Source organism: Clostridium sp. YIM B02551, assembly GCF_022324735.1.
Classification (GTDB): domain Bacteria; phylum Bacillota; class Clostridia; order Clostridiales; family Clostridiaceae; genus Clostridium_T; species Clostridium_T paridis.
Genome location: NZ_JAKGTF010000005.1, coordinates 90,949 through 110,115, shown reverse-complemented (window position 1 = coordinate 110,115; position 19,167 = coordinate 90,949). Strand labels below are relative to the sequence as shown.

17 protein-coding genes are annotated in these 19,167 nt (G+C 31.8%); all 17 read left to right on the top strand.

Going from position 1 to position 19,167, the window contains the following annotated elements; translation table 11 throughout:
* Positions 1–380 precede the first annotated feature (380 nt).
* The 17 genes from pfkA to rlmD all read left to right on the top strand — a co-directional run bounded on the left by pfkA (position 381) and on the right by rlmD (position 19,163).
* Positions 381–1,340: a 6-phosphofructokinase gene (gene pfkA / locus L1S47_RS07650; protein WP_202766943.1), complete on the top strand. Its 960-nt coding sequence runs from the start codon at positions 381–383 to the stop codon at positions 1,338–1,340.
* 92 nt (positions 1,341–1,432) lie between these two features.
* Positions 1,433–2,851 (top strand): pyruvate kinase, encoded by a 1,419-nt coding sequence (gene pyk / locus L1S47_RS07645; protein WP_238882985.1) that lies wholly within the window; start codon positions 1,433–1,435, stop codon positions 2,849–2,851.
* 449 nt (positions 2,852–3,300) lie between these two features.
* On the top strand, positions 3,301–4,122 hold the full coding sequence (gene nifH, locus L1S47_RS07640; protein WP_202766945.1) for a nitrogenase iron protein: 822 nt from the start codon (positions 3,301–3,303) through the stop codon (positions 4,120–4,122).
* Between the two features lie 134 nt (positions 4,123–4,256).
* Positions 4,257–4,583: a P-II family nitrogen regulator gene (locus tag L1S47_RS07635; protein ID WP_238882983.1), complete on the top strand. Its 327-nt coding sequence runs from the start codon at positions 4,257–4,259 to the stop codon at positions 4,581–4,583.
* A gap of 16 nt (positions 4,584–4,599) precedes the next feature.
* Positions 4,600–4,983, top strand: coding sequence for a P-II family nitrogen regulator (locus L1S47_RS07630; protein WP_238882981.1), 384 nt, complete (start codon positions 4,600–4,602; stop codon positions 4,981–4,983).
* Between the two features lie 23 nt (positions 4,984–5,006).
* Positions 5,007–6,590, top strand: a complete 1,584-nt coding sequence (gene nifD / locus L1S47_RS07625) for a nitrogenase molybdenum-iron protein alpha chain (RefSeq protein ID WP_238882979.1) — start codon at positions 5,007–5,009, stop codon at positions 6,588–6,590.
* Positions 6,590–7,954, top strand: a complete 1,365-nt coding sequence (nifK, locus tag L1S47_RS07620; protein WP_238882977.1) for a nitrogenase molybdenum-iron protein subunit beta — start codon at positions 6,590–6,592, stop codon at positions 7,952–7,954. The genes nifD and nifK overlap by 1 nt, the downstream gene beginning before the upstream one ends.
* A gap of 78 nt (positions 7,955–8,032) precedes the next feature.
* Positions 8,033–9,373, top strand: coding sequence for a nitrogenase iron-molybdenum cofactor biosynthesis protein NifE (nifE, locus tag L1S47_RS07615; RefSeq protein ID WP_238882975.1), 1,341 nt, complete (start codon positions 8,033–8,035; stop codon positions 9,371–9,373).
* Positions 9,374–9,386: 13 nt separating this feature from the next.
* On the top strand, positions 9,387–12,086 hold the full coding sequence (nifB, locus tag L1S47_RS07610) for a nitrogenase cofactor biosynthesis protein NifB (RefSeq protein WP_238882973.1): 2,700 nt from the start codon (positions 9,387–9,389) through the stop codon (positions 12,084–12,086).
* Positions 12,083–12,391 carry a 2Fe-2S ferredoxin gene (locus L1S47_RS07605; protein ID WP_202766952.1) on the top strand — a complete coding sequence of 103 codons (309 nt, stop codon included), beginning with the start codon at positions 12,083–12,085 and terminating at the stop codon, positions 12,389–12,391. Before nifB ends, L1S47_RS07605 begins: the two co-directional genes overlap by 4 nt.
* Before the next feature lie 32 nt (positions 12,392–12,423).
* On the top strand, positions 12,424–13,455 hold the full coding sequence (locus tag L1S47_RS07600; RefSeq protein ID WP_238882971.1) for a hypothetical protein: 1,032 nt from the start codon (positions 12,424–12,426) through the stop codon (positions 13,453–13,455).
* Positions 13,440–14,243 (top strand): homocitrate synthase, encoded by an 804-nt coding sequence (locus L1S47_RS07595; protein WP_238882969.1) that lies wholly within the window; start codon positions 13,440–13,442, stop codon positions 14,241–14,243. The genes L1S47_RS07600 and L1S47_RS07595 overlap by 16 nt, the downstream gene beginning before the upstream one ends.
* Positions 14,244–14,573: 330 nt before the next feature.
* Positions 14,574–15,122, top strand: coding sequence for an RNA polymerase sigma factor (locus tag L1S47_RS07590; RefSeq protein ID WP_238882967.1), 549 nt, complete (start codon positions 14,574–14,576; stop codon positions 15,120–15,122).
* A complete protein-coding gene (locus tag L1S47_RS07585; RefSeq protein WP_238882965.1) occupies positions 15,122–16,483 on the top strand; it encodes a DUF4179 domain-containing protein in 1,362 nt (453 codons plus the stop codon). The genes L1S47_RS07590 and L1S47_RS07585 overlap by 1 nt, the downstream gene beginning before the upstream one ends.
* A gap of 143 nt (positions 16,484–16,626) precedes the next feature.
* Complete coding sequence (locus L1S47_RS07580; RefSeq protein WP_238882964.1) at positions 16,627–17,067, top strand: MarR family transcriptional regulator; 441 nt, start codon at positions 16,627–16,629, stop codon at positions 17,065–17,067.
* A gap of 125 nt (positions 17,068–17,192) precedes the next feature.
* Entirely contained in the window at positions 17,193–17,558 is a 366-nt protein-coding gene (locus tag L1S47_RS07575) for a DUF1540 domain-containing protein (RefSeq protein ID WP_238882962.1), read from the top strand.
* A 240-nt stretch (positions 17,559–17,798) separates the two neighbouring features.
* Positions 17,799–19,163: a 23S rRNA (uracil(1939)-C(5))-methyltransferase RlmD gene (gene rlmD, locus L1S47_RS07570; protein WP_238882961.1), complete on the top strand. Its 1,365-nt coding sequence runs from the start codon at positions 17,799–17,801 to the stop codon at positions 19,161–19,163.
* Positions 19,164–19,167 lie beyond the last annotated feature (4 nt).

Here is a 19,167-nt window from a genome sequence, read left to right as displayed (position 1 = left end):
GCATCTATCCTCTTATTAACCAAAGATTACACAAGACAGAATAATATTACATTTATTGAATTAAAATAAATTTATTTAAATATTACTTATTCATAATAAAGTATAGGGTTGGATAAAATATAGTTAATGAAACTAGTGAAAAAATTTTTTTGTGTTAAAACATTTTAAATTATATGAAAATAACTTGAAAATAATTCAAACATTAAGTAAAATATATTTGACTCAGTATCTGTAGATTTTTTAGGAATTTTGGAGAAATTTATATATTAGACATTATATTGTGAAAAAAATATGATGAAATATTTTTTTGTACAATGGGTGGGCAAAATTTAACATATGTGGGACTTTGTGCGTCCCTTAAGTATAAGGAGGCAAATAAAATGAAGAAAATAGCTATATTAACAAGTGGTGGAGATGCACCAGGAATGAATGCAGCAATAAGAGCAGTAGCAAGAACAGCAATACATAACGGACTAGAAGTAGTAGGAATACAAAGAGGATATGCAGGTCTTATTAATGGAGAACTTACTCCAATGGATAGACGTTCAGTTTCAGATATAATTCAAAGAGGTGGAACAGTTTTAAGAACAGCTAGATGTTTAGAATTTAAAAAAGAGGAAGTTAGAGAAAGAGCAGCTAAAATATTAAAGACTTATGGAGTAGATGCATTAGTTGTTATAGGTGGAGATGGATCTTTCACTGGAGCAAAACTTTTATCAAAACTAGGAGTTAAAACAGTTGGACTTCCAGGAACTATAGATAACGATCTTGCTTATACAGATTTCACTATAGGTTTTGATACAGCATTAAATACAGTTTTAGATGCAATAAACAAATTAAGAGATACTTCAACTTCTCATGAAAGAGTTTCTGTTGTAGAAGTTATGGGAAGAAATTGTGGAGATCTAGCTTTATACGCTGGTGTTGCTGGTGGAGCAGAATCAATAATAATACCTGAAAAAGGATTTGACAGAGATGAACTATGCAGACAAATACTTGAAGGTAAAAAAGACGGAAAAATGCACAATTTAATTCTAGTTGCTGAAGGTGTTGGCGGAGCAGACGATCTAGCTAAATACATTGAAGAAATAACTGGAATAGAAACTAGAGCAACTATATTAGGACATATTCAAAGAGGTGGAAGTCCAACAGCATTTGATAGAGTACTAGCATCTAGACTTGGACATAGAGCTGTTGAAGTTTTACTAGAAGGAAAAACAGCAAGAGTTATTGGATTAAGAAACAATCAAGTAATCGATGATGATATAGATGAAGCATTAGCTATGGAAAGAAAGTTTGATGACCAATTATTTAAAATATCAGAAGCATTATCAAATTAATTTTGGTTTAAGAGCCTAGAGCTTTTTAAATATTTATTTTTTATTTTTATTATTTAATGCATTTTGGAAAAGAAAACGGAGGAATGTTATCTATGAGAAAAACGAAAATTATTTGTACAATTGGACCAGCTAGTGAAAGTGACGAAATACTTTCTAAAATTATCGAAGCAGGAATGAATGCTTCAAGACATAATTTTTCACATGGTGATCATGAAGAGCACGCAGGAAGAATTAATAAAGTTAAAGAATTAGCTAAGAAATACAACAAGCAAATTGCTGTATTACTTGATACTAAAGGACCAGAAATAAGAACAGGAAAATTTGAACCAAGCAAGGTTGAATTACAAGCTGGATCAAATTTCGCAATATATGCTGGTGGAGATGTAGTAGGTGATACTACTAAATGTTCTGTAACTTATGAAGGACTAGCAAATGATGTTAAACCAGGAAACATCATATTAATTGATGATGGTTTAGTTGGACTAGAAGTTAAATCTGTAGAAGGTAATAGAATTGACTGTGTTGTTAAAAATACAGGTTTAGTAGGTACTCATAAAGGAGTTAACGTTCCAGGAGTTTCAATTAAGTTACCAGCAATGACAGAAAAAGATGCAAGTGATTTAAAATTTGGTTGTGAAATAGGTGTAAACCTAATAGCTGCTTCCTTTATAAGAAAAGCTGAAGATGTTTTAGCTATAAGAAAAATATTAAAGGAAAATGGCGGAGACGACATAGAAATATATTCAAAGATAGAAAACCAAGAAGGTGTTGACAATATAGATTCAATCATCGAAGTTTCTGACGGAATAATGGTTGCTAGAGGAGACCTTGGGGTTGAAATTCCAATAGAAAAGGTACCAGCAGTTCAAAAAATGATAATTGAAAAATGTAATGCTGCTTGTAAGCCAGTTATAACTGCAACTCAAATGTTAGACTCAATGATAAGAAATCCAAGACCAACAAGAGCAGAAGTTTCAGACGTTGCAAATGCTATATTAGATGGTACAGATGCAATAATGCTTTCAGGAGAATCAGCTAACGGAAGCTGGCCAGTAGAAGCAGTTGAAACTATGGCTAAAATAGCTATAGAAGCTGAAAAGAAATTAAGCTATGAAATGGCTAGATCTACAGCTAAGAAACATATACCAGCTATAGCAGGAGTTATTTCAAGAGCTGCTTGCAATGCTGCTCATGAATTAAAAGCTGCAGCTATAATATCTTCAACTCAATCAGGTGCTACAGCAAGAAGAATTTCTCAATGTAGACCAGATTGTCCAATAATAGCAGTTACACCATGTGAAACTGTTGCTAAGAAGTTAGCATTAAGCTTTGGAGTTTATCCAATAGTTTCTGAAAAACTAACTTCAACAGATGATATAATGGATAAATCAGTTCAAGTAGTTGAACAAGCAGGAATGGTTAATAAGGGAGAAACTGTAGTGTTAGCTGCAGGAGTTCCAGCAGGAAACATAGGAACTACTAACCTATTAAAAGTTAGTGTTGTAGAATAATTGTTATAGAAAAGCTGTCACAAAATATTTGTGACAGCTTTTATTTTATGAAAAAATATGAAAGTTATATAAATGTTTACATTGGCATAAATATTATATTTGTTAACTTTAACAAAAAAACTAATAAAAAAATTAGAAAAATATCTATTGTAAATGGAAAAATTATATGTTAGCATAAAAAATATAAATAATTCTTGAGAAAAAAACAAAAATATATGACTATTGTTAATAGAATTTGCTTAAAAACTATTAATTATTATTAAAAATATAATTGGGCAAGGAAGTCTGTTTTTTAAAGACAAAGGAGTCTACAATTTTAGTATTTTACTAAATTGCGGACTTCTTTTTTATTTACTCTATTATAGAAAAAAATATAAGATATATAAATTTATTCCATATAATTGGAGGAGTTTATAGATAAATATTATTTTTAAGAGGAGGAAGGTAATATGAGACAAGTAGCTATTTATGGGAAGGGTGGAATTGGTAAATCAACAACAACACAAAACTTAACAGCAGGGCTTGCAACTATGGGAAAGAAGATAATGGTTGTTGGATGTGACCCAAAAGCAGATTCTACAAGATTACTACTAGGAGGACTTGCTCAAAAAAGTGTTCTTGATACTTTAAGAGAAGAAGGGGATGATGTTGATCTTGATTCAATATTAAAGCCAGGATTTGGTGGAATTAAGTGTGTTGAATCAGGTGGACCAGAACCAGGAGTTGGATGTGCAGGCAGAGGAATAATCACATCAATCAATATGCTAGAGCAACTAGGTGCTTATACAGATGATTTAGATTATGTATTCTATGATGTTTTAGGTGACGTTGTATGTGGTGGTTTCGCAATGCCAATTCGTGAAGGAAAAGCACAAGAAATATATATAGTTGCATCAGGTGAGATGATGGCACTATACGCAGCTAACAATATAGCTAAGGGTATTCAAAAGTATGCAAACACTGGTGGAGTTAGACTAGGGGGAATAATCTGTAACAGCAGAAAAGTTGATAGGGAGTTAGACCTATTACAAGCATTTGCTAAAGAGCTTGGAAGCCAATTAATTCATTTTGTTCCTAGAGATAATATGGTTCAAAGAGCTGAGATAAATAAGAAAACAGTAATAGAATTTGATGATACAGCAGATCAGGCAGATGAATATAGAGCTTTAGCAAAAGCAATAGACGAAAATCAGTTGTTCGTAATTCCTAAGCCAATGTCACAGGATAGATTAGAAGAGATATTAATGGAATATGGCTTAATGGATATATAAAAAAAGAAGATATGCAAAAGCCTACGAAAACTTTAAAGCATACCTACAAAATAAAATTTGCAATAAAAGTATACCATGAGTTTAGGTGAAAATTCAATATTTACAAAGTATAAATATAAGGGGGAGTACTTAATATGTTAATGGTTCGTGCTATTTTAAGACCAGAGAGGGTAGGAATTGTCCTTTCAGAACTTCTATCAGCTGGATTTCCTGAAGTTACTAAGATGGATGTGTTCGGAAGAGGTAAACAAAAGGGGATAAAAGTTGGAGATATTTATTATGATGAGCTTCCAAAAGAAATGATTTTACTTGTAGTAAAAGATGAAGATAAAGATGATGTAATAAAAATAATTATGAAAAATGCTAGAACTGGAGAAAAGGGAGCGTTTGGAGATGGAAAAATATTTGTATCTCCTGTAGAGACTGCTTTTACAATTAGCAGTGGAAAAGAAGGCTTATAAAAAGGAGAGATGTTAAATGAAAGAAGTAATGGCAATTATTCGATCAAACAAAGTGAACAAAACTAAAGAATCTCTTGCAGAAGCTGGATTTCCTTCCTTTACTTGCAGAAAGGTACTTGGAAGAGGGAAAAAATCAATTGATATAACATTAATTGAAAGTTTACTAATGCAAGTAGAAATTCCAGTTTCTCCAATGGCTGAAAATATATCTGAAGTTGGAAGGTTGATACCTAAAAGATTATTTACGCTGATAGTTAAGGATGAAGATGTAAAAAAAGTAGTAGATACAATTATAAACGTAAATTCTCAAGGTAATCCTGGAGATGGAAAGATATTTATCATACCAATTAATGAGGCATATAGAATAAGAAATGAAGAGGCTGGAGATGAAGCTATATAAATAAAATATTTGGAGGTGATTTCATGAGTACGTTAGATAAGGTTTTGGATGATTATAGTGCTAAGGTCTTTAAAAATAGAAAAGCACATTTGATAGAAATAAAAGATGACACACAAGAAATAACTGCCAATGCCAGAACTATTCCAGGAATAATGACCAATAGAGGGTGTTGTTATGCAGGTTGTAAAGGGGTTGTCCTAGGTCCACTTAAGGATGTAGCGATAATAACTCATGGACCTATTGGATGTGGGTTTTATTCTTGGGGAACAAGAAGACACAAAGGTAAGGGTGATGAAAATACTCAAAACTTCTTAGAATATTGCTTCTCAACTGATATGCAGGAAAGTGATATAGTATTTGGTGGAGAAAAAAAGCTTAGACAAGCAATTAAGGAAGTTGTAGAAATATTCAATCCTAAATCAGTTATGATATGTTCAACTTGTCCTGTTGGTCTGATAGGAGATGATATCCACGCAGTAGCAGCTGAATCAGAGAAATTGTACGGAATAAAAGTATTAGCATTCTCCTGTGAAGGATATAAAGGAGTATCACAATCTGCTGGTCACCACATTGCAAATAACGGGCTTATAAAGAATGTTATAGGAACAGGTAACTATGTACCTAAAAAATATGCAATTAATATTTTAGGTGAATACAATATAGGCGGAGATGGTTGGGAAATAAGCAGAGTTCTTAAGAAAATAGGTTATGATATAGTATCAGTTATGACTGGAGATGGAAGCTTTGAAGAACTAAGAAATGCGCATGTGGCTGATTTAAATGTGGTTCAATGCCATAGATCCATAAACTATATTGGTGAAATGCTTAAGACAAAGTATGGAACTAGCTGGATAAAGGTGAATTTCATAGGAGTAAAATCCACAATAAAATCCTTAAGAGATATGGCTAAATTCTTTGGAGATCCAGAGCTTATACAAAGAACTGAGGAAGTTATAGCTGAAGAAATTGAAGATATTAAAGATGACATGGATTATTATAAAGAAAAATTAATGGGAAGAACTGCAGCACTATTTGTAGGAGGTTCAAGATCTCACCATTATCAAAAATTATTAAAGGATTTGGGAATGAGTGTTGTACTTGCTGGTTATGAGTTTGCTCATAGAGATGATTATGAGGGGCGTGAAGTACTTCCATCAATAAAAATTGATGCGGACTCTAAAAACATTGAAGAATTGAAGGTTGAAAAAGATGAGAAGAAATTTAAGGTATATCTTTCAGAAGAACAATATGAAGAATTAAAGAAAGAAATTCCGCTAGACTACTATGAAGGTATGATGAAAGAGATGGATAAGGGTTCAGTTGTAGTAGATGATTTAAATCATTATGAAACAGAAGAATTCTTAAAACTTCTTAAGCCAGATATATTCTTCTCAGGAATCAAAGATAAATTCGTAGCACAAAAAGGTGGTATATTATCAAGACAGCTACATTCCTATGATTATAGTGGGCCATATGCTGGGTTCAAGGGTGCGGTGAATTTTGCAAAGGATATAGCAATGGGAATATATACTCCAGCATGGAATTATACAATAGCTCCATGGAAAACTGAACCAACCTTAGAGGGAACTGTAGGAGGTGAGGCGTAATGTTAGATTTAACACCAAAAGAAGTATCTGAAAGAAAAGCATTAAGAATTAATCCATCTAAAACATGTCAGCCAGTTGGAGCTATGTACGCTGCTTTAGGGGTTCATAAGTGTATGCCACATAGCCATGGTTCACAAGGCTGCTGTTCTTTTCATAGAATGTACTTAACAAGACATTTTAAGGAACCAGCAATAGCCTCAAGCTCATCATTTACAGAAGGGGCTTCAGTTTTTGGAGGAGGAAGTAATTTAAGAACTGCTGCAAAAAATATTTTTGATATTTATGATCCTGATATAATAGCAGTTCATACAACCTGTTTATCAGAAACTATTGGAGATGATTTAGGATCAATTCTTCAATCAATAACAATTCCAGAAGGCAAATACATGGTTCATACAAATACTCCAAGTTATGTAGGTTCACATGTGACAGGGTTTTCAAATATGGTTACTGGATTTATAAAATATCTTTCAGTATCAACAGGAGTATCAAATGGAAAGATAAACATCATTCCTGGATTTACAAATCCTGGTGACATGAGAGAAATGAAGAGAATATTAAAACTGTTAAAAACAGAATTTACTATGCTTCCAGATACAAGTGGGGTATTAGATGCTCCAATGACAGGGACATATGATATGTATCCAAAGGGTGGAACTAAGATAGAAGATATAATCAAGCTAGGGGACAGTGACTTAACTTTAGCTCTAGGAGATTTTGCTTCAGAGCAAGGAGCAAGTCAACTAGAAAAGAAATGCGGTGTTCCATATAAAACTTACATGTTACCTATTGGAATACAAGGGACAGATGATTTTGTTATGGAGTTATCAAAATTCTCTAAAAATGAAGTGCCATATGAGTTAGAAGAAGAAAGAGGCCAATTAGTTGATATTATAGTAGATTCACATCCATATTTACATGGAAAGAAGGTTGCTATATACGGAGATCCAGATACTGTTCTAGGATTAACTAGATTCGCATTAGAACTAGGAATGATTCCTAAATATGTTATTACAGGAACTCCAGGAACTGCATTTGAGACTTCAGCTAAAGAGCTATTTGATAAATTCAAGATAGAAGGATGTACAGTAAAAGCAGCTGCAGACCTTTTTGAATTACATCAATGGTTAAAGAATGATAAAGTAGACTTACTATTAGGGGGAACCCATGGAAAATACGTAGCGAGAGCTGAGGATATTCCATTTGTAAGAGTTGGTTTCCCAATTATAGATAGATATGTACACTCATATATGCCAATGGTAGGTTATAAGGGTGCTATGAGACTACTTGAATTAATGCTTAACGCATTAATGGATAGACAAGATAGAGATTGTTCAGATGAAGATATGGAAATGGTTATGTAATTAAGTTTTGAAGGATTTTCAAGGGAGAAAGTCAACCTTGGAGATCCTTCTTTTTATTTTAGTTAAGGGGGGAATTATATGGAGCTAAAATCATTACCCGAAGTATTGGAAGAAAGAAAAGACTTTATTTTCTGTAAAGATAAGAATCATGGAAACTCAATGAAATGCGATAGTGAGAGTGTGTCTGGAGCAGTAAGTCAAAGAGCTTGTGTATATTGTGGAGCCAGGGTTGTACTTAATCCAATAACGGATGCATTCCATATAGTTCATGGTCCAATAGGCTGTGCTAGTTACACTTGGGATATAAGAGGCAGTCTTTCTAGTGGAGATGAGTTATATCGTAATAGCTTTTCTACAGATTTAAGAGAAAAAGATATAATTTTTGGCGGTGAGAGGCGACTTACTTCAGCTATAGAAGGGATAATGGAAAAACATAATCCTAAGGTTATATTTGTATATGCAACCTGTATTGTAGGGGTTATTGGTGACGATGTAGAGGCTGTATGCAAAGGGGCTGAAAGAAAATATGGAATACCTGTAATTCCAGTAAAATCTCCAGGCTTTGCTGGACATAAATCTATGGGATATAAGGCAGCTTGCAATGCACTTATGGATCTTATTGGGAGAGAAAAGTCACCAAAAGTAAAAGGAATAAATATTCTAGGTGATTTTAATTTATCCGGCGAAATGTGGATAATAAAAGACTATCTAAAAAGTATTGGAGTAAATGTAGTTTCTCAGATAACTGGAGATGCAAAGTGTGAAGAACTTAAAAAGGCTGATGGAGCTGAGCTTAATATAGTACAATGCGCAGGCTCTATGACCTATTTAGCTAAGAGAATGGAAAACGAAATGGGAGTTCCTTATATAAAAGTAAGTTTTTTTGGAATTGAGGATACTGTAAGCTCGTTAATGAATATTGCGAATGCTTTAAAAGATGATGAAATTATAAAAAGAACAAAGGAATTCATAAAAGAAGAAGTTAGGAAAATGGATAAGGTTTTTGATAAGTATAAGAAAAACCTAGCAGGAAAAAAGGCAGCTATATATGTAGGTGGAGGCTTTAAAGCAATATCGTTAATAAAACAATTTGAAGAACTAGAAATGGAAACAGTTATAGTTGGAACTCAGACAGGTAAAAAAGAGGATTATGAAGTTATAAGCAGTTTAGTTAAGCCAGGGACAGTTATATTGGATGATGCTAATCCTTATGAATTAGAACAATTTATGAATGAAAAGGGCGCAGATGTACTGGTTGGTGGAGTAAAAGAGAGACCACTAGCTTATAAGCTTGGAGTTGCTTTTTGTGATCACAATCATGAAAGAAAACATCCTTTAGCTGGTTTTATAGGAGCTATTAATTTTGCTAAGGAGATAAATCTTACTATCAATAGTCCTGTATGGAAGTATACAAAATAGAGAGGTGATATGTATGGCAGAAGATTATGTAAATTTAACAGTTAATCCTTGTAATATGTGCATGCCTATGGGTGTGGTTAATGCATTTTATGGTATAAAAGGAGCAATGACAATACTTCATGGCTCTCAAGGGTGTAGCACATATATTAGAAGGCACATGGCAACTCATTATAATGAGCCCATAGATATTGCTTCATCTTCGCTTACAGAACAGGGTACAGTTTATGGTGGAGAAAAGAATCTTATTAAAGGCCTAGAAAACTTAATTAAGCTATATAATCCTGAAGTTATAGCAATAGCGACTACTTGTTTAGCAGAAACTATAGGAGAAGACGTAGCTAGAATATCAAAGACATTTTATGAAACTCATGATAGTTCAAAGGTTAAGTTAATACCAGTACCTTCACCAGGATATGGAGGAAGTCAGTATGAAGGATATTTTAGAGCGTTAAGAGCAATTGTAGAAAATACTGAGATGAATGAAGAGAAAAATAACAAGATTAATATAATAACTAGTCCCATTAGTCCAGCTGATACAAGAGAACTTAAAGAAATATTAGAAGCCTTTGAAATAGATTATATACTTTTACCTGATATAGCAGATAATCTAGATGCTCCACGACAAGAAAAGTATAGTAGATTGCCCTCTGGAGGAACTTCTATAAATGATATAGCACTTATGGCAGGGGCTAAGGCTACTATTGAGTTATCTACCTTAATAAAGGAAAAGTACTCAGCAGGAAAATACTTAGAAGATACTTTTGGAGTAAAAAATTATAGACTAAATATTCCTAGAGGGCTAAGGGATACAGATGAGCTTATTAATTTACTTAAAAGGATAACTGAGAAAGATATACCAAAGAAATATAAGGAACAAAGGGGAAGATATATTGATGCTATGATAGATTCTCATAAATATAATGCTGAGGCTAGGGTAGTTATATATGGAGAACCAGACTTTGTATATTCAACAGCAAGGTTATGTTTAGAGATTGGGTCAATGCCGGTATTACTAGCAACAGGAAGTAAGTGTCAAGAACTTAAGGAATTATTAAATGAAGAATTAAAGGAGCTATCTGAAAAAATATTTGCTGGAGAATATAAGATACTAGATAATACGGATTTCAAAAATATAGAAAAGTATGCACTGGAACTAAATGCAAACTTAATGATAGGAAGTTCAGATGGTAGAAGAATTGAAGAAAAGCATGGAATACCATTAGTGAGAATGTCCTTCCCTATACATGATAGGATTGGGGGACAGAGACTTATGACTTTAGGATATGAAGGGTCAATAAAGTTGATGGATAGTATAACCAATTCTATTCTAGAGGCAAAAGAAAAAAGGTATAGAAAAAGCATTTATAAAAAGTTCTACAAAGAGGAGGGGAAGGTTATGGAGAAAAAATCAAATATAGAATTTGAATTTGAAGCTGTTCAGGAGGAAACAAAAATAAGCATAGAAGAAAAGACAAAAACACATCCATGTTTTAGTTGTGGGTCAGCTCATAAATATGCAAGAATACATTTGCCTATTGCACCAAAATGTAATATTAGCTGTAACTATTGTTTGAGAAAATATGATTGTCCAAATGAAAGTAGACCGGGCGTAACAACAGAAATATTATCACCTATCGAAGCCTTAGAAAAATATAAATATGTTAAATCAAAGATGGATAATTTAACTGTAGTAGGAATAGCTGGGCCTGGAGATTCTTTAGCTAATTTTGAGCAAACTAAAAGGACACTTCAATTAATTAAGAATTACGATAAAGATGTAACTTTCTGTATGTCAACCAATGGGCTTATGCTGCCTTTTTATGCAAATGACTTAGTAGAGCTGGGAGTAACTCATGTGACTATAACAATAAATGCAGTAGATCCTAAAATAGGAGCAAAGGTTTATAAATATGTAGATTACTTAGGGACAAAATATATAGGAGAAGAAGCGGCAGAAATACTTCTAAATAATCAGCTTTTAGGACTTAAGTTTTTAACCAGTAAGGGAATTGTATGCAAGATTAACATTGTAATGTTAAAGGGTATTAATAATGAACATATAGAAGAAGTTGTTAAGAAGGTAAAAGAATGCGGAGCAACGATTACTAATATAATGCAGCTTATACCTGTAAAGGGAAGTGTATTTGAAGACATGCCTTTAGTTAGTAATGTGGAATTGATGAATTTAAGGAAAAAATGCGGTGAGCATATTGAACAAATGTATCATTGTAAGCAATGTAGAGCAGATGCAATTGGTACCTTAGAAAATGATCAATCTATTAAGTTTAGGAATTTTGCATCAAAAGAAGAAGAGAATATTGAAAAACCTGCACTAAGATTTGCAGTAGCATCCAAAAGCGGTATGTTAGTTGATAAGCATTTCGGACATGTATCCGAGTTTTATATTTATGAATACAAGGATGAAATAGTATCACTTATTGAAAAAAGGAAAGTTGATAAATACTGTAATGGAGTAGAAGAGTGTGATGATGAGGAAGATAAAATAACAAAAATAATGAGAACTATTGAGGATTGTAATGGAGTATTAGCTCTTAGAATCGGTGATATGCCATTGAATAAACTAAAAAGCAAAGGAATTGAAGTATTTATAACATATGAAAGAATTGAAAAAGCAGTTAAAAATGCAGCAAAAGAAGTTTCAATCAAAAGTAAAGAAAAAGAGATATCTAATATTAAGGAGGAGATAGTATGATAAGCCCTAAATATCACATATTTGTATGTGCTAGCTGCAGGATAAATGGAACACAAAAAGGTTTTTGCCACTCAAAGGATTCAGTGAATGTAATACAAAGATTTATGGAAGAGGTAGATGAAAGAGACTTATCATCAGAAGTAATAATAACAAATACAGGTTGCTTTGCAATATGTGATAAAGGCCCTATAGTTGTAGTATATCCAGAAGGAACTTGGTATGGTGGAGTAACACCTGATGATGTGTTTGACATTATGGAAGAGCATATTGAAGGTGGACAAAAGGTAGAAAGGCTATTAATATAATTAAAATTTAGTAATAGAAAGGGGAAATAGTCATGAAAAAGAAAAACATTAAAATTATAGATAAAACTCTAGTGACCCTTTCGGAGTTATATAGTGACAAAATAGCTAATAAATTAAATGAAATTACTGAATTAAGTGCTATTTTAAATAACATTGGAACAGATTGTCTTGAGGTAAGCCAGGAAATATTATATCTTGCATTACCATCAGTAAAAAGTAAGAATAAACATTTAATTATAAAAAATAACTTAGATATAAAAGAATATAGCGATTTCAAACTAATAGTCCATGATTATATTATGTTTTCTAATAGTAAAGAACCAGAGAGAAAGATTCATGTAGAGATTGAAATAGCAGACGCAAGAAAAATTGATTCCTTGAAAGATATAGCGGTGCTTAGAGGAAATGTAAGTGGATTTACAGTGAAAGGCTTAGATAATATTACGCTATATGACTATAAAGCAGTATATAAAAAATTAATAGAGTTCTTTGGTGAAGATTTAAATCTATGTCCAGGTAATAGCTATGGCTGTGCATCAGCTATAGCTATAGAGTGGCTAGAGTATGGTGGAAGATGTGTTAGCACAATCTATGGAGGAATTGGAGGAGGTTGTCCTCTTGAAGAAGTATTAGCTGCTAGAAGATTTATATTTAATGATAAATTTCAAGGGAACTTAACACTTTTACCTAAAGCAACAAAATTAATAGAAAGTATAACAAAGGAGAAACCTTCGAATAACAAACCGATAATTGGGAGCAGTATATTTGATTTTGAATCAGGAATACATGCAGATGGAATATTTAAGAATCCTAAAACTTATGAACCTTATAATCCTAAAAGAATAGGAACCGAAAGACATTTAATTATAGGTAAGCATTCAGGATTAGCAGCATTAAAAAAGAAATTAGGACAATTAAAAATAGAATTAAATGAAGATACACTTCCCAATATATTAGAAAACATAAGATTGGATAGTTCTACAAAAGAGAGATCTTTAAGTGATAATGAAATATTAGATATATGTAAACTAGCAGGAGGGTATATACCATGGATGAGGTATTAATTGTTGATACAACCTTAAGAGATGGAGAGCAAAAGGCAGGTATAGCATTTTCTCCTGAAGATAAAGTGAATATTGCAAAGATATTGGATAATAATAAAATTTATCAAATAGAGGCTGGTATACCTGCTATGGGGAATATTGAAAAAAAGTCTATATGCAAAATACTAGAAGATAGAAAATTTTCGAAAATATCAGTGTGGAATAGATTAAATAGAAATGATTTAGTTCATTCAGTAGAATGTAATCCTGATATTATTCATATAAGTGTTCCAGTTTCTGAAATTCAGATAAAAAGTAAGTTAAAGAAAGATAATATTTGGGTAGAAAATAGAGTTAAGGAATGTGTTGCCTTTGTTAAAGAAAAAGGATATGAGGTAACCATTGGATTTGAAGATGCTTCAAGAGCAGATATATCTTTTATGTGTCATCTGATGAAGATTTTAAAATCTATGGAAGTTAATAGAGTAAGAATTGCTGATACTGTAGGAATATTAACACCATCAAAAACAGCTTTAATCATAAATAAAATTAATAAAAATATAGAAATGGATTTGGAAATGCATGCACATAATGATTTTGGAATGGCAGTAGCTAATTCCATAGAAGCCTCAAAAAACGGAGTGAAGTATATAGATTGCACTGTTGATGGAATAGGAGAGAGGGCTGGAAACTGCTCACTTCAAAAATTTCTTAAGGTAATTAAGGAATTTAATCCACTAAATGAAGTATCTTTAGACATAATAGAAGAAGAAATTATGTTTAAAAAATTAGGCATTTATAAAAATTAACAGAATGTTAACAAATATAGTTGCCATTTTTAGGCTATAATATGAATGTTATGGGGATTTTAGAAATTAAAATATCTCATAGCGATTTAGATTATTTAAGAGTCATATGGCAACTGATTCAACTTACTTGCACCGAAAGGTGCTCTTTTTTTGTCCAAATTTAAGTGTTGATATTTATATATATGTAAACTAATAAGAAAATGTAGTTAGTGCACTAACTATATTTTCTTATTAAGTTAAATAAATTTCTATTTTTGGGAGCGTTTTATCAAATTCATGCATCTAATAGATGTAAACTTAGCTAAGGTTTTACAGATTGGAGGAAAAGTAATGCAGACAATACCTTTTTTGAAATACAAGGCAAAAAAAGAATCAAATATTGATTTGATGAAAAAAGGTAATAAAGAAGCTTTTATAAAAGTTATAAAACAGCACGAATTAACTCTATATAGGGTAGCTAAAGGTATTTTAAAGTTAGAAGAAGATACAGAGGATGCAATACAAAATACTATTATTAAGGCATATGAAAAGATATCTACTTTAAAAAATGATGAATACTTTAAAACCTGGCTTATAAGAATCTTGATAAATGAAAGTAATCTCATAATAAGAAAAAATAAAAAGCTGGTGTCTATAGAAGAAATAGAAACTGAGAAATACCACATAGATTCTTATGAAAATATTGATATAACAAGAGCTATAGAAGGATTAAGTGAAAATTTAAGAATAGTTACTTTGTTATTTTATTATGAAGACATATCTATAAAAGATATAGCAAAGATACTTGGTATACCTGAAGGGACTGTAAGGTCTAGGCTTACAAGAGCAAGAAAAGAATTATATGAAATAATGAGGGAAGATGGTGAGGTGGAATTATGATGAATGAAGATTATATTGATAATATAATCAAGCGTAAAATTAATGAAGCTAATATTAAAACACCAGATAATATAAAAAATAAAATAGATTTAACTTTGGAGACTTTACCAGAGAAAAAAAGAAAATCTAATAGAATATATAAGGTAGCAGCAAGTGTAATATTAAGCGTTGGGGTGCTTACGGCTTTTGGGTTTGCAATGCCTACTTATGCGCAAAACATTCCTATAATAGGATCAATTTTTAAATTGCTAGATAGGGGACAATACACAAATTATGATAAGTATGCTTCAGATATTAATGTAACCAAATCAGATAATGGAGTTAGTATTACAATAACCAGCATTGTATATGATGGATTGGACCTAAACATTGCATATAAGGTTGATAGCAATAAGCCTATGAAAGATGAACCTCATTTGTTAGATAAAGACCTAGCAATAAACGGAAAGATAACTACCTTTGGCTCAGGTGGAGGCGGACAATTTTCTGAAGATAAAAAGAGTTACGTAGGAGTTGAGACTTTACATGTATCAAAAAATGAAGTGCCTAAAGAAGTGCAGGACAAGATGTTCTTAGGTGGATATGTAGAGGTGCCAGATAAATTTACACTTACTTTGAATATAAAAGAGTTACTTGGAGATATAAAAGGAAAATGGGATTTTAACTTTCAGGTAACAAATGAAAAAGTTAATGGTAAAGTAAAAGAAATTACATTAAATAAAGACTTAAGTAATTTAGGTAAAGATACTAAGCTTACAAGGGTAACCTTAACTCCAATAAATACTGAAATACAACTAACATCAAAAGAAGATATTATGACCCCAATAATTCACGATGGTGATACTGCGGAAATGGGAAGTGGAATTCAATTCTTATTAATGGATAATAAAGGTAGACAATTAACAAATAAATCAGGAAGTGGCTCAGGACATGATGGAGTATATTATTATTCCTTTAAGTTTAAGGAAGTATATGATGATACAGAATCAATTACTATTATTCCATTTAAGAGTGAGATGGATAGGAAGAAAGTAAAAAGAATTCAATCACCTTTAAATTTAAAAGGAGAAACTAAAATAAATTTAGGTAAGTATGGTGATTTAATAATAGATAAAGTAGAGACAGTAGATAATAAAACAAAGGTACATTATAAATTTAATTATGGAAAATTAGCTATTCTTACTAAGATCATAGATAAGGATACTGGAAAAGAATATGGGGGATATGCAGGAGATAGCTCAGATGGAGACAACGTGGTTATATTTGAAAGTGTATTACCACAAGAGGATAATTATGTAATAGAATGTGATGACTTAGATACATCAGTAAAACTATATGAGGGGATTAAGTTAGATATATAATTTTTTTAGTGCCGTTTAGTTCTAGGGTTTTAAGTTCAATTAATAACTTATTAATGCACAAAATAAGTTTACTATAAAAGCCCTATATACTTGAAAAACTAAACGGTACATTCTATAATTAAATTAGTTCGTACACTAACTAAATGGAGAAAAAGATGGATATAGATAAGTTAATAAATAAGGCATCAAAATTAGTAAGAAACAAAATGAATAATGAGCTTGAAGGTATAGGCTTAACATACGTTCAATGGAGTATAATTAAGGATATTTATACTATTGAGGAAGTTGAAGGTGACATAGAAAAATTAACCCCTTTAGAAATAGGAAAAAGAGTAGGATTAGATAAAGCAACCATGTCTTCAGTTGTAAATAGGTTAATTCATAATGAATGGGTAGAAAAGATAAAAAATCCAATGGATAAAAGAAGTTATTATTTGTTATTAACTCAAAAAGTTAGGTATCACATAGATGAGCTTGAAAAAGTAAGTAGAGAGGTTAATATCAGAGCAACTAAAGAATTAAGTTCCCAGGAAAAAAGACTTTTAGAGAGTTATTTAAAAATTGTAATTGAAAATTTAGAATAAAAATCTCTATCTTGGTTGAAAATATAATATAGGGTTTTATGTTCAAATAACAACTAATTTATTCATGAACAAATTAAGTTGCTTATAAAAACCTATATATAAACAAGATAAGGAGATGCTATCTTATGGGGAAGTTAAGTTGTAATGCCGATAATTGTGTTAATAACGTAGGCGGACTTTGTTCAGCAGATATTATATCAATTAAAGGAAGAGATGCAATGTCCTCATCAGAAACAGTATGTGACACCTTTAAACAAAAAGGAATTATGAATGCATTAGCAAGCATGGGTAACACTAATTATGTCGGGGAAATTGAGCAGATGTTTTCAGATTTTCATGAGATATTAATGACACCAGAAGTACATTGTAACGCTAAAAAATGCATATATAATAAACAAGGTATATGCGGCGCAGATAATTTGTTTATTTATGGTCCAAGAGCCACCAGTGTTCAAAACACTGAATGTGAAACCTTCATTAGTGAAAGGTAGCCTCCTAATATGTATTTGGTGATTGGATCTTAATAAAATATAATGAAGAAGGTAAGGGCTTATATACTGGGAATTAGGCACTTACCTTTTTTATTTATATTAAGAAAGCTAAGAAAGTTAAGAAAAGTTATTGCATGAGATTTTTTTTGTTGATAAGCTATATATATTCCATGATAAATATAAGAAGGAAGAGTAGTTATATAGTGATATAAAAATTCATTATATATAAGGGTGATAGTTTTGGTAGAAAAGAATAAAGAATATATTTTAGAAGTAGTTTCACAAGGATATGAAGGAGAAGGAATTGTAAAGGTAGATGGATTCCCTATCTTTGTAGAAGGCGCGCTTAAGGGCGAAAAAATAAAAGTACTAGTTATAAAGGTTAAAAAGACCTATGCCTTTGGTAAGTTATTAGAAATATTAGAGCCATCTAAGGATAGAGAAACACCAATATGTCCTATTTATAAAAGATGTGGTGGATGTACACTTCAACATATGAAATATAGAGGTCAATTAGACTTTAAAAAGGATAGAGTTAAGGAATGTGTAAGTAAGATAGGAAAGTTATCTGAAGACTTAGTACTTGATACTATAGGCGCAGAATATCCCTATAGATATAGAAATAAGGTACAATTACCTGTAGGACTAATAGATGGAGAAATCCACATAGGATTTTATGCTCCAAGAAGTCACGATATAATTGATCTTAAGGATTGCTATATTCAAGATGAGGTAGCAGATAAGGTAGTGGCATTAACAAAAGAATGGATGAAAAAGTATAATGTTTTGCCAGCTACTATTGAAGGAAAGTATAATCCTAAGGGCGTTCTAAGACACATAATGATAAGAAAAGGCTTCAAAACTGGAGAGGTTATGATAGTTCCAGTTACTAATAGCTTAGAGCTTCCTTATAAGAAGGAATTTATTGAAGTAATGAAAAATAACATAGAAGGCCTAACTTCTATAGTTCAAAATATAAATGATAAAGAGACAAATGTGATACTTGGCATGAGAAATAATACACTATGGGGAAGAGATGTCATTACAGATTATATTGGTGATTTTAAATTCAATATATCACCATTATCATTTTTCCAAGTTAACCCTATGCAAACAGAAACCTTATATTCTAAAGCATTAGAATTTGCAGAATTAACTGGAGAAGAAGTAGTGTTTGATGCTTACTGTGGAACAGGAACCATAACTCTTTTCCTATCTCAAAAGGCTAAGAAGGTATATGGGGTAGAGATTGTTCCTCAAGCAATAGATGATGCATGGAAAAATGCAAAAGAAAATAATGTAGAGAATGTTGAATTCTTTGTAGGAGAAGCTGAAACAGTAATACCAGAGCTTATATCAAAAGGGGTAAAGGCTGATGTGGTTGTTGTTGATCCTCCAAGAAAAGGCTGCGAACAATCTCTTCTTGAAGCTATAGCTAATATATCTCCAAAGAGAATTGTTTATGTATCTTGTGACCCAAGTACGCTAGCAAGAGATTTAAGAATACTTGAGGATATGGGGTATAATTCTAAGAAGGTTCAACCAGTAGATATGTTCCCTCAGACTGCGCATGTGGAATGTGTGGCATTGATAGAGAAGAGATAGGCAA

Bases quoted from the DNA above. Each gene is read 5' to 3' on its own strand.
- pfkA (WP_202766943.1), top strand. From the start codon at position 381: ATGAAGAAAATAGCTATATTAACAAGTGGTGGAGATGCACCAGGAATG.
- pyk (WP_238882985.1), top strand. From the start codon at position 1,433: ATGAGAAAAACGAAAATTATTTGTACAATTGGACCAGCTAGTGAAAGT.
- nifH (WP_202766945.1), top strand. From the start codon at position 3,301: ATGAGACAAGTAGCTATTTATGGGAAGGGTGGAATTGGTAAATCAACA.
- L1S47_RS07635 (WP_238882983.1), top strand. From the start codon at position 4,257: ATGTTAATGGTTCGTGCTATTTTAAGACCAGAGAGGGTAGGAATTGTC.
- L1S47_RS07630 (WP_238882981.1), top strand. From the start codon at position 4,600: ATGAAAGAAGTAATGGCAATTATTCGATCAAACAAAGTGAACAAAACT.
- nifD (WP_238882979.1), top strand. From the start codon at position 5,007: ATGAGTACGTTAGATAAGGTTTTGGATGATTATAGTGCTAAGGTCTTT.
- nifK (WP_238882977.1), top strand. From the start codon at position 6,590: ATGTTAGATTTAACACCAAAAGAAGTATCTGAAAGAAAAGCATTAAGA.
- nifE (WP_238882975.1), top strand. From the start codon at position 8,033: ATGGAGCTAAAATCATTACCCGAAGTATTGGAAGAAAGAAAAGACTTT.
- nifB (WP_238882973.1), top strand. From the start codon at position 9,387: ATGGCAGAAGATTATGTAAATTTAACAGTTAATCCTTGTAATATGTGC.
- L1S47_RS07605 (WP_202766952.1), top strand. From the start codon at position 12,083: ATGATAAGCCCTAAATATCACATATTTGTATGTGCTAGCTGCAGGATA.
- L1S47_RS07600 (WP_238882971.1), top strand. From the start codon at position 12,424: ATGAAAAAGAAAAACATTAAAATTATAGATAAAACTCTAGTGACCCTT.
- L1S47_RS07595 (WP_238882969.1), top strand. From the start codon at position 13,440: ATGGATGAGGTATTAATTGTTGATACAACCTTAAGAGATGGAGAGCAA.
- L1S47_RS07590 (WP_238882967.1), top strand. From the start codon at position 14,574: ATGCAGACAATACCTTTTTTGAAATACAAGGCAAAAAAAGAATCAAAT.
- L1S47_RS07585 (WP_238882965.1), top strand. From the start codon at position 15,122: ATGAATGAAGATTATATTGATAATATAATCAAGCGTAAAATTAATGAA.
- L1S47_RS07580 (WP_238882964.1), top strand. From the start codon at position 16,627: ATGGAGAAAAAGATGGATATAGATAAGTTAATAAATAAGGCATCAAAA.
- L1S47_RS07575 (WP_238882962.1), top strand. From the start codon at position 17,193: ATGGGGAAGTTAAGTTGTAATGCCGATAATTGTGTTAATAACGTAGGC.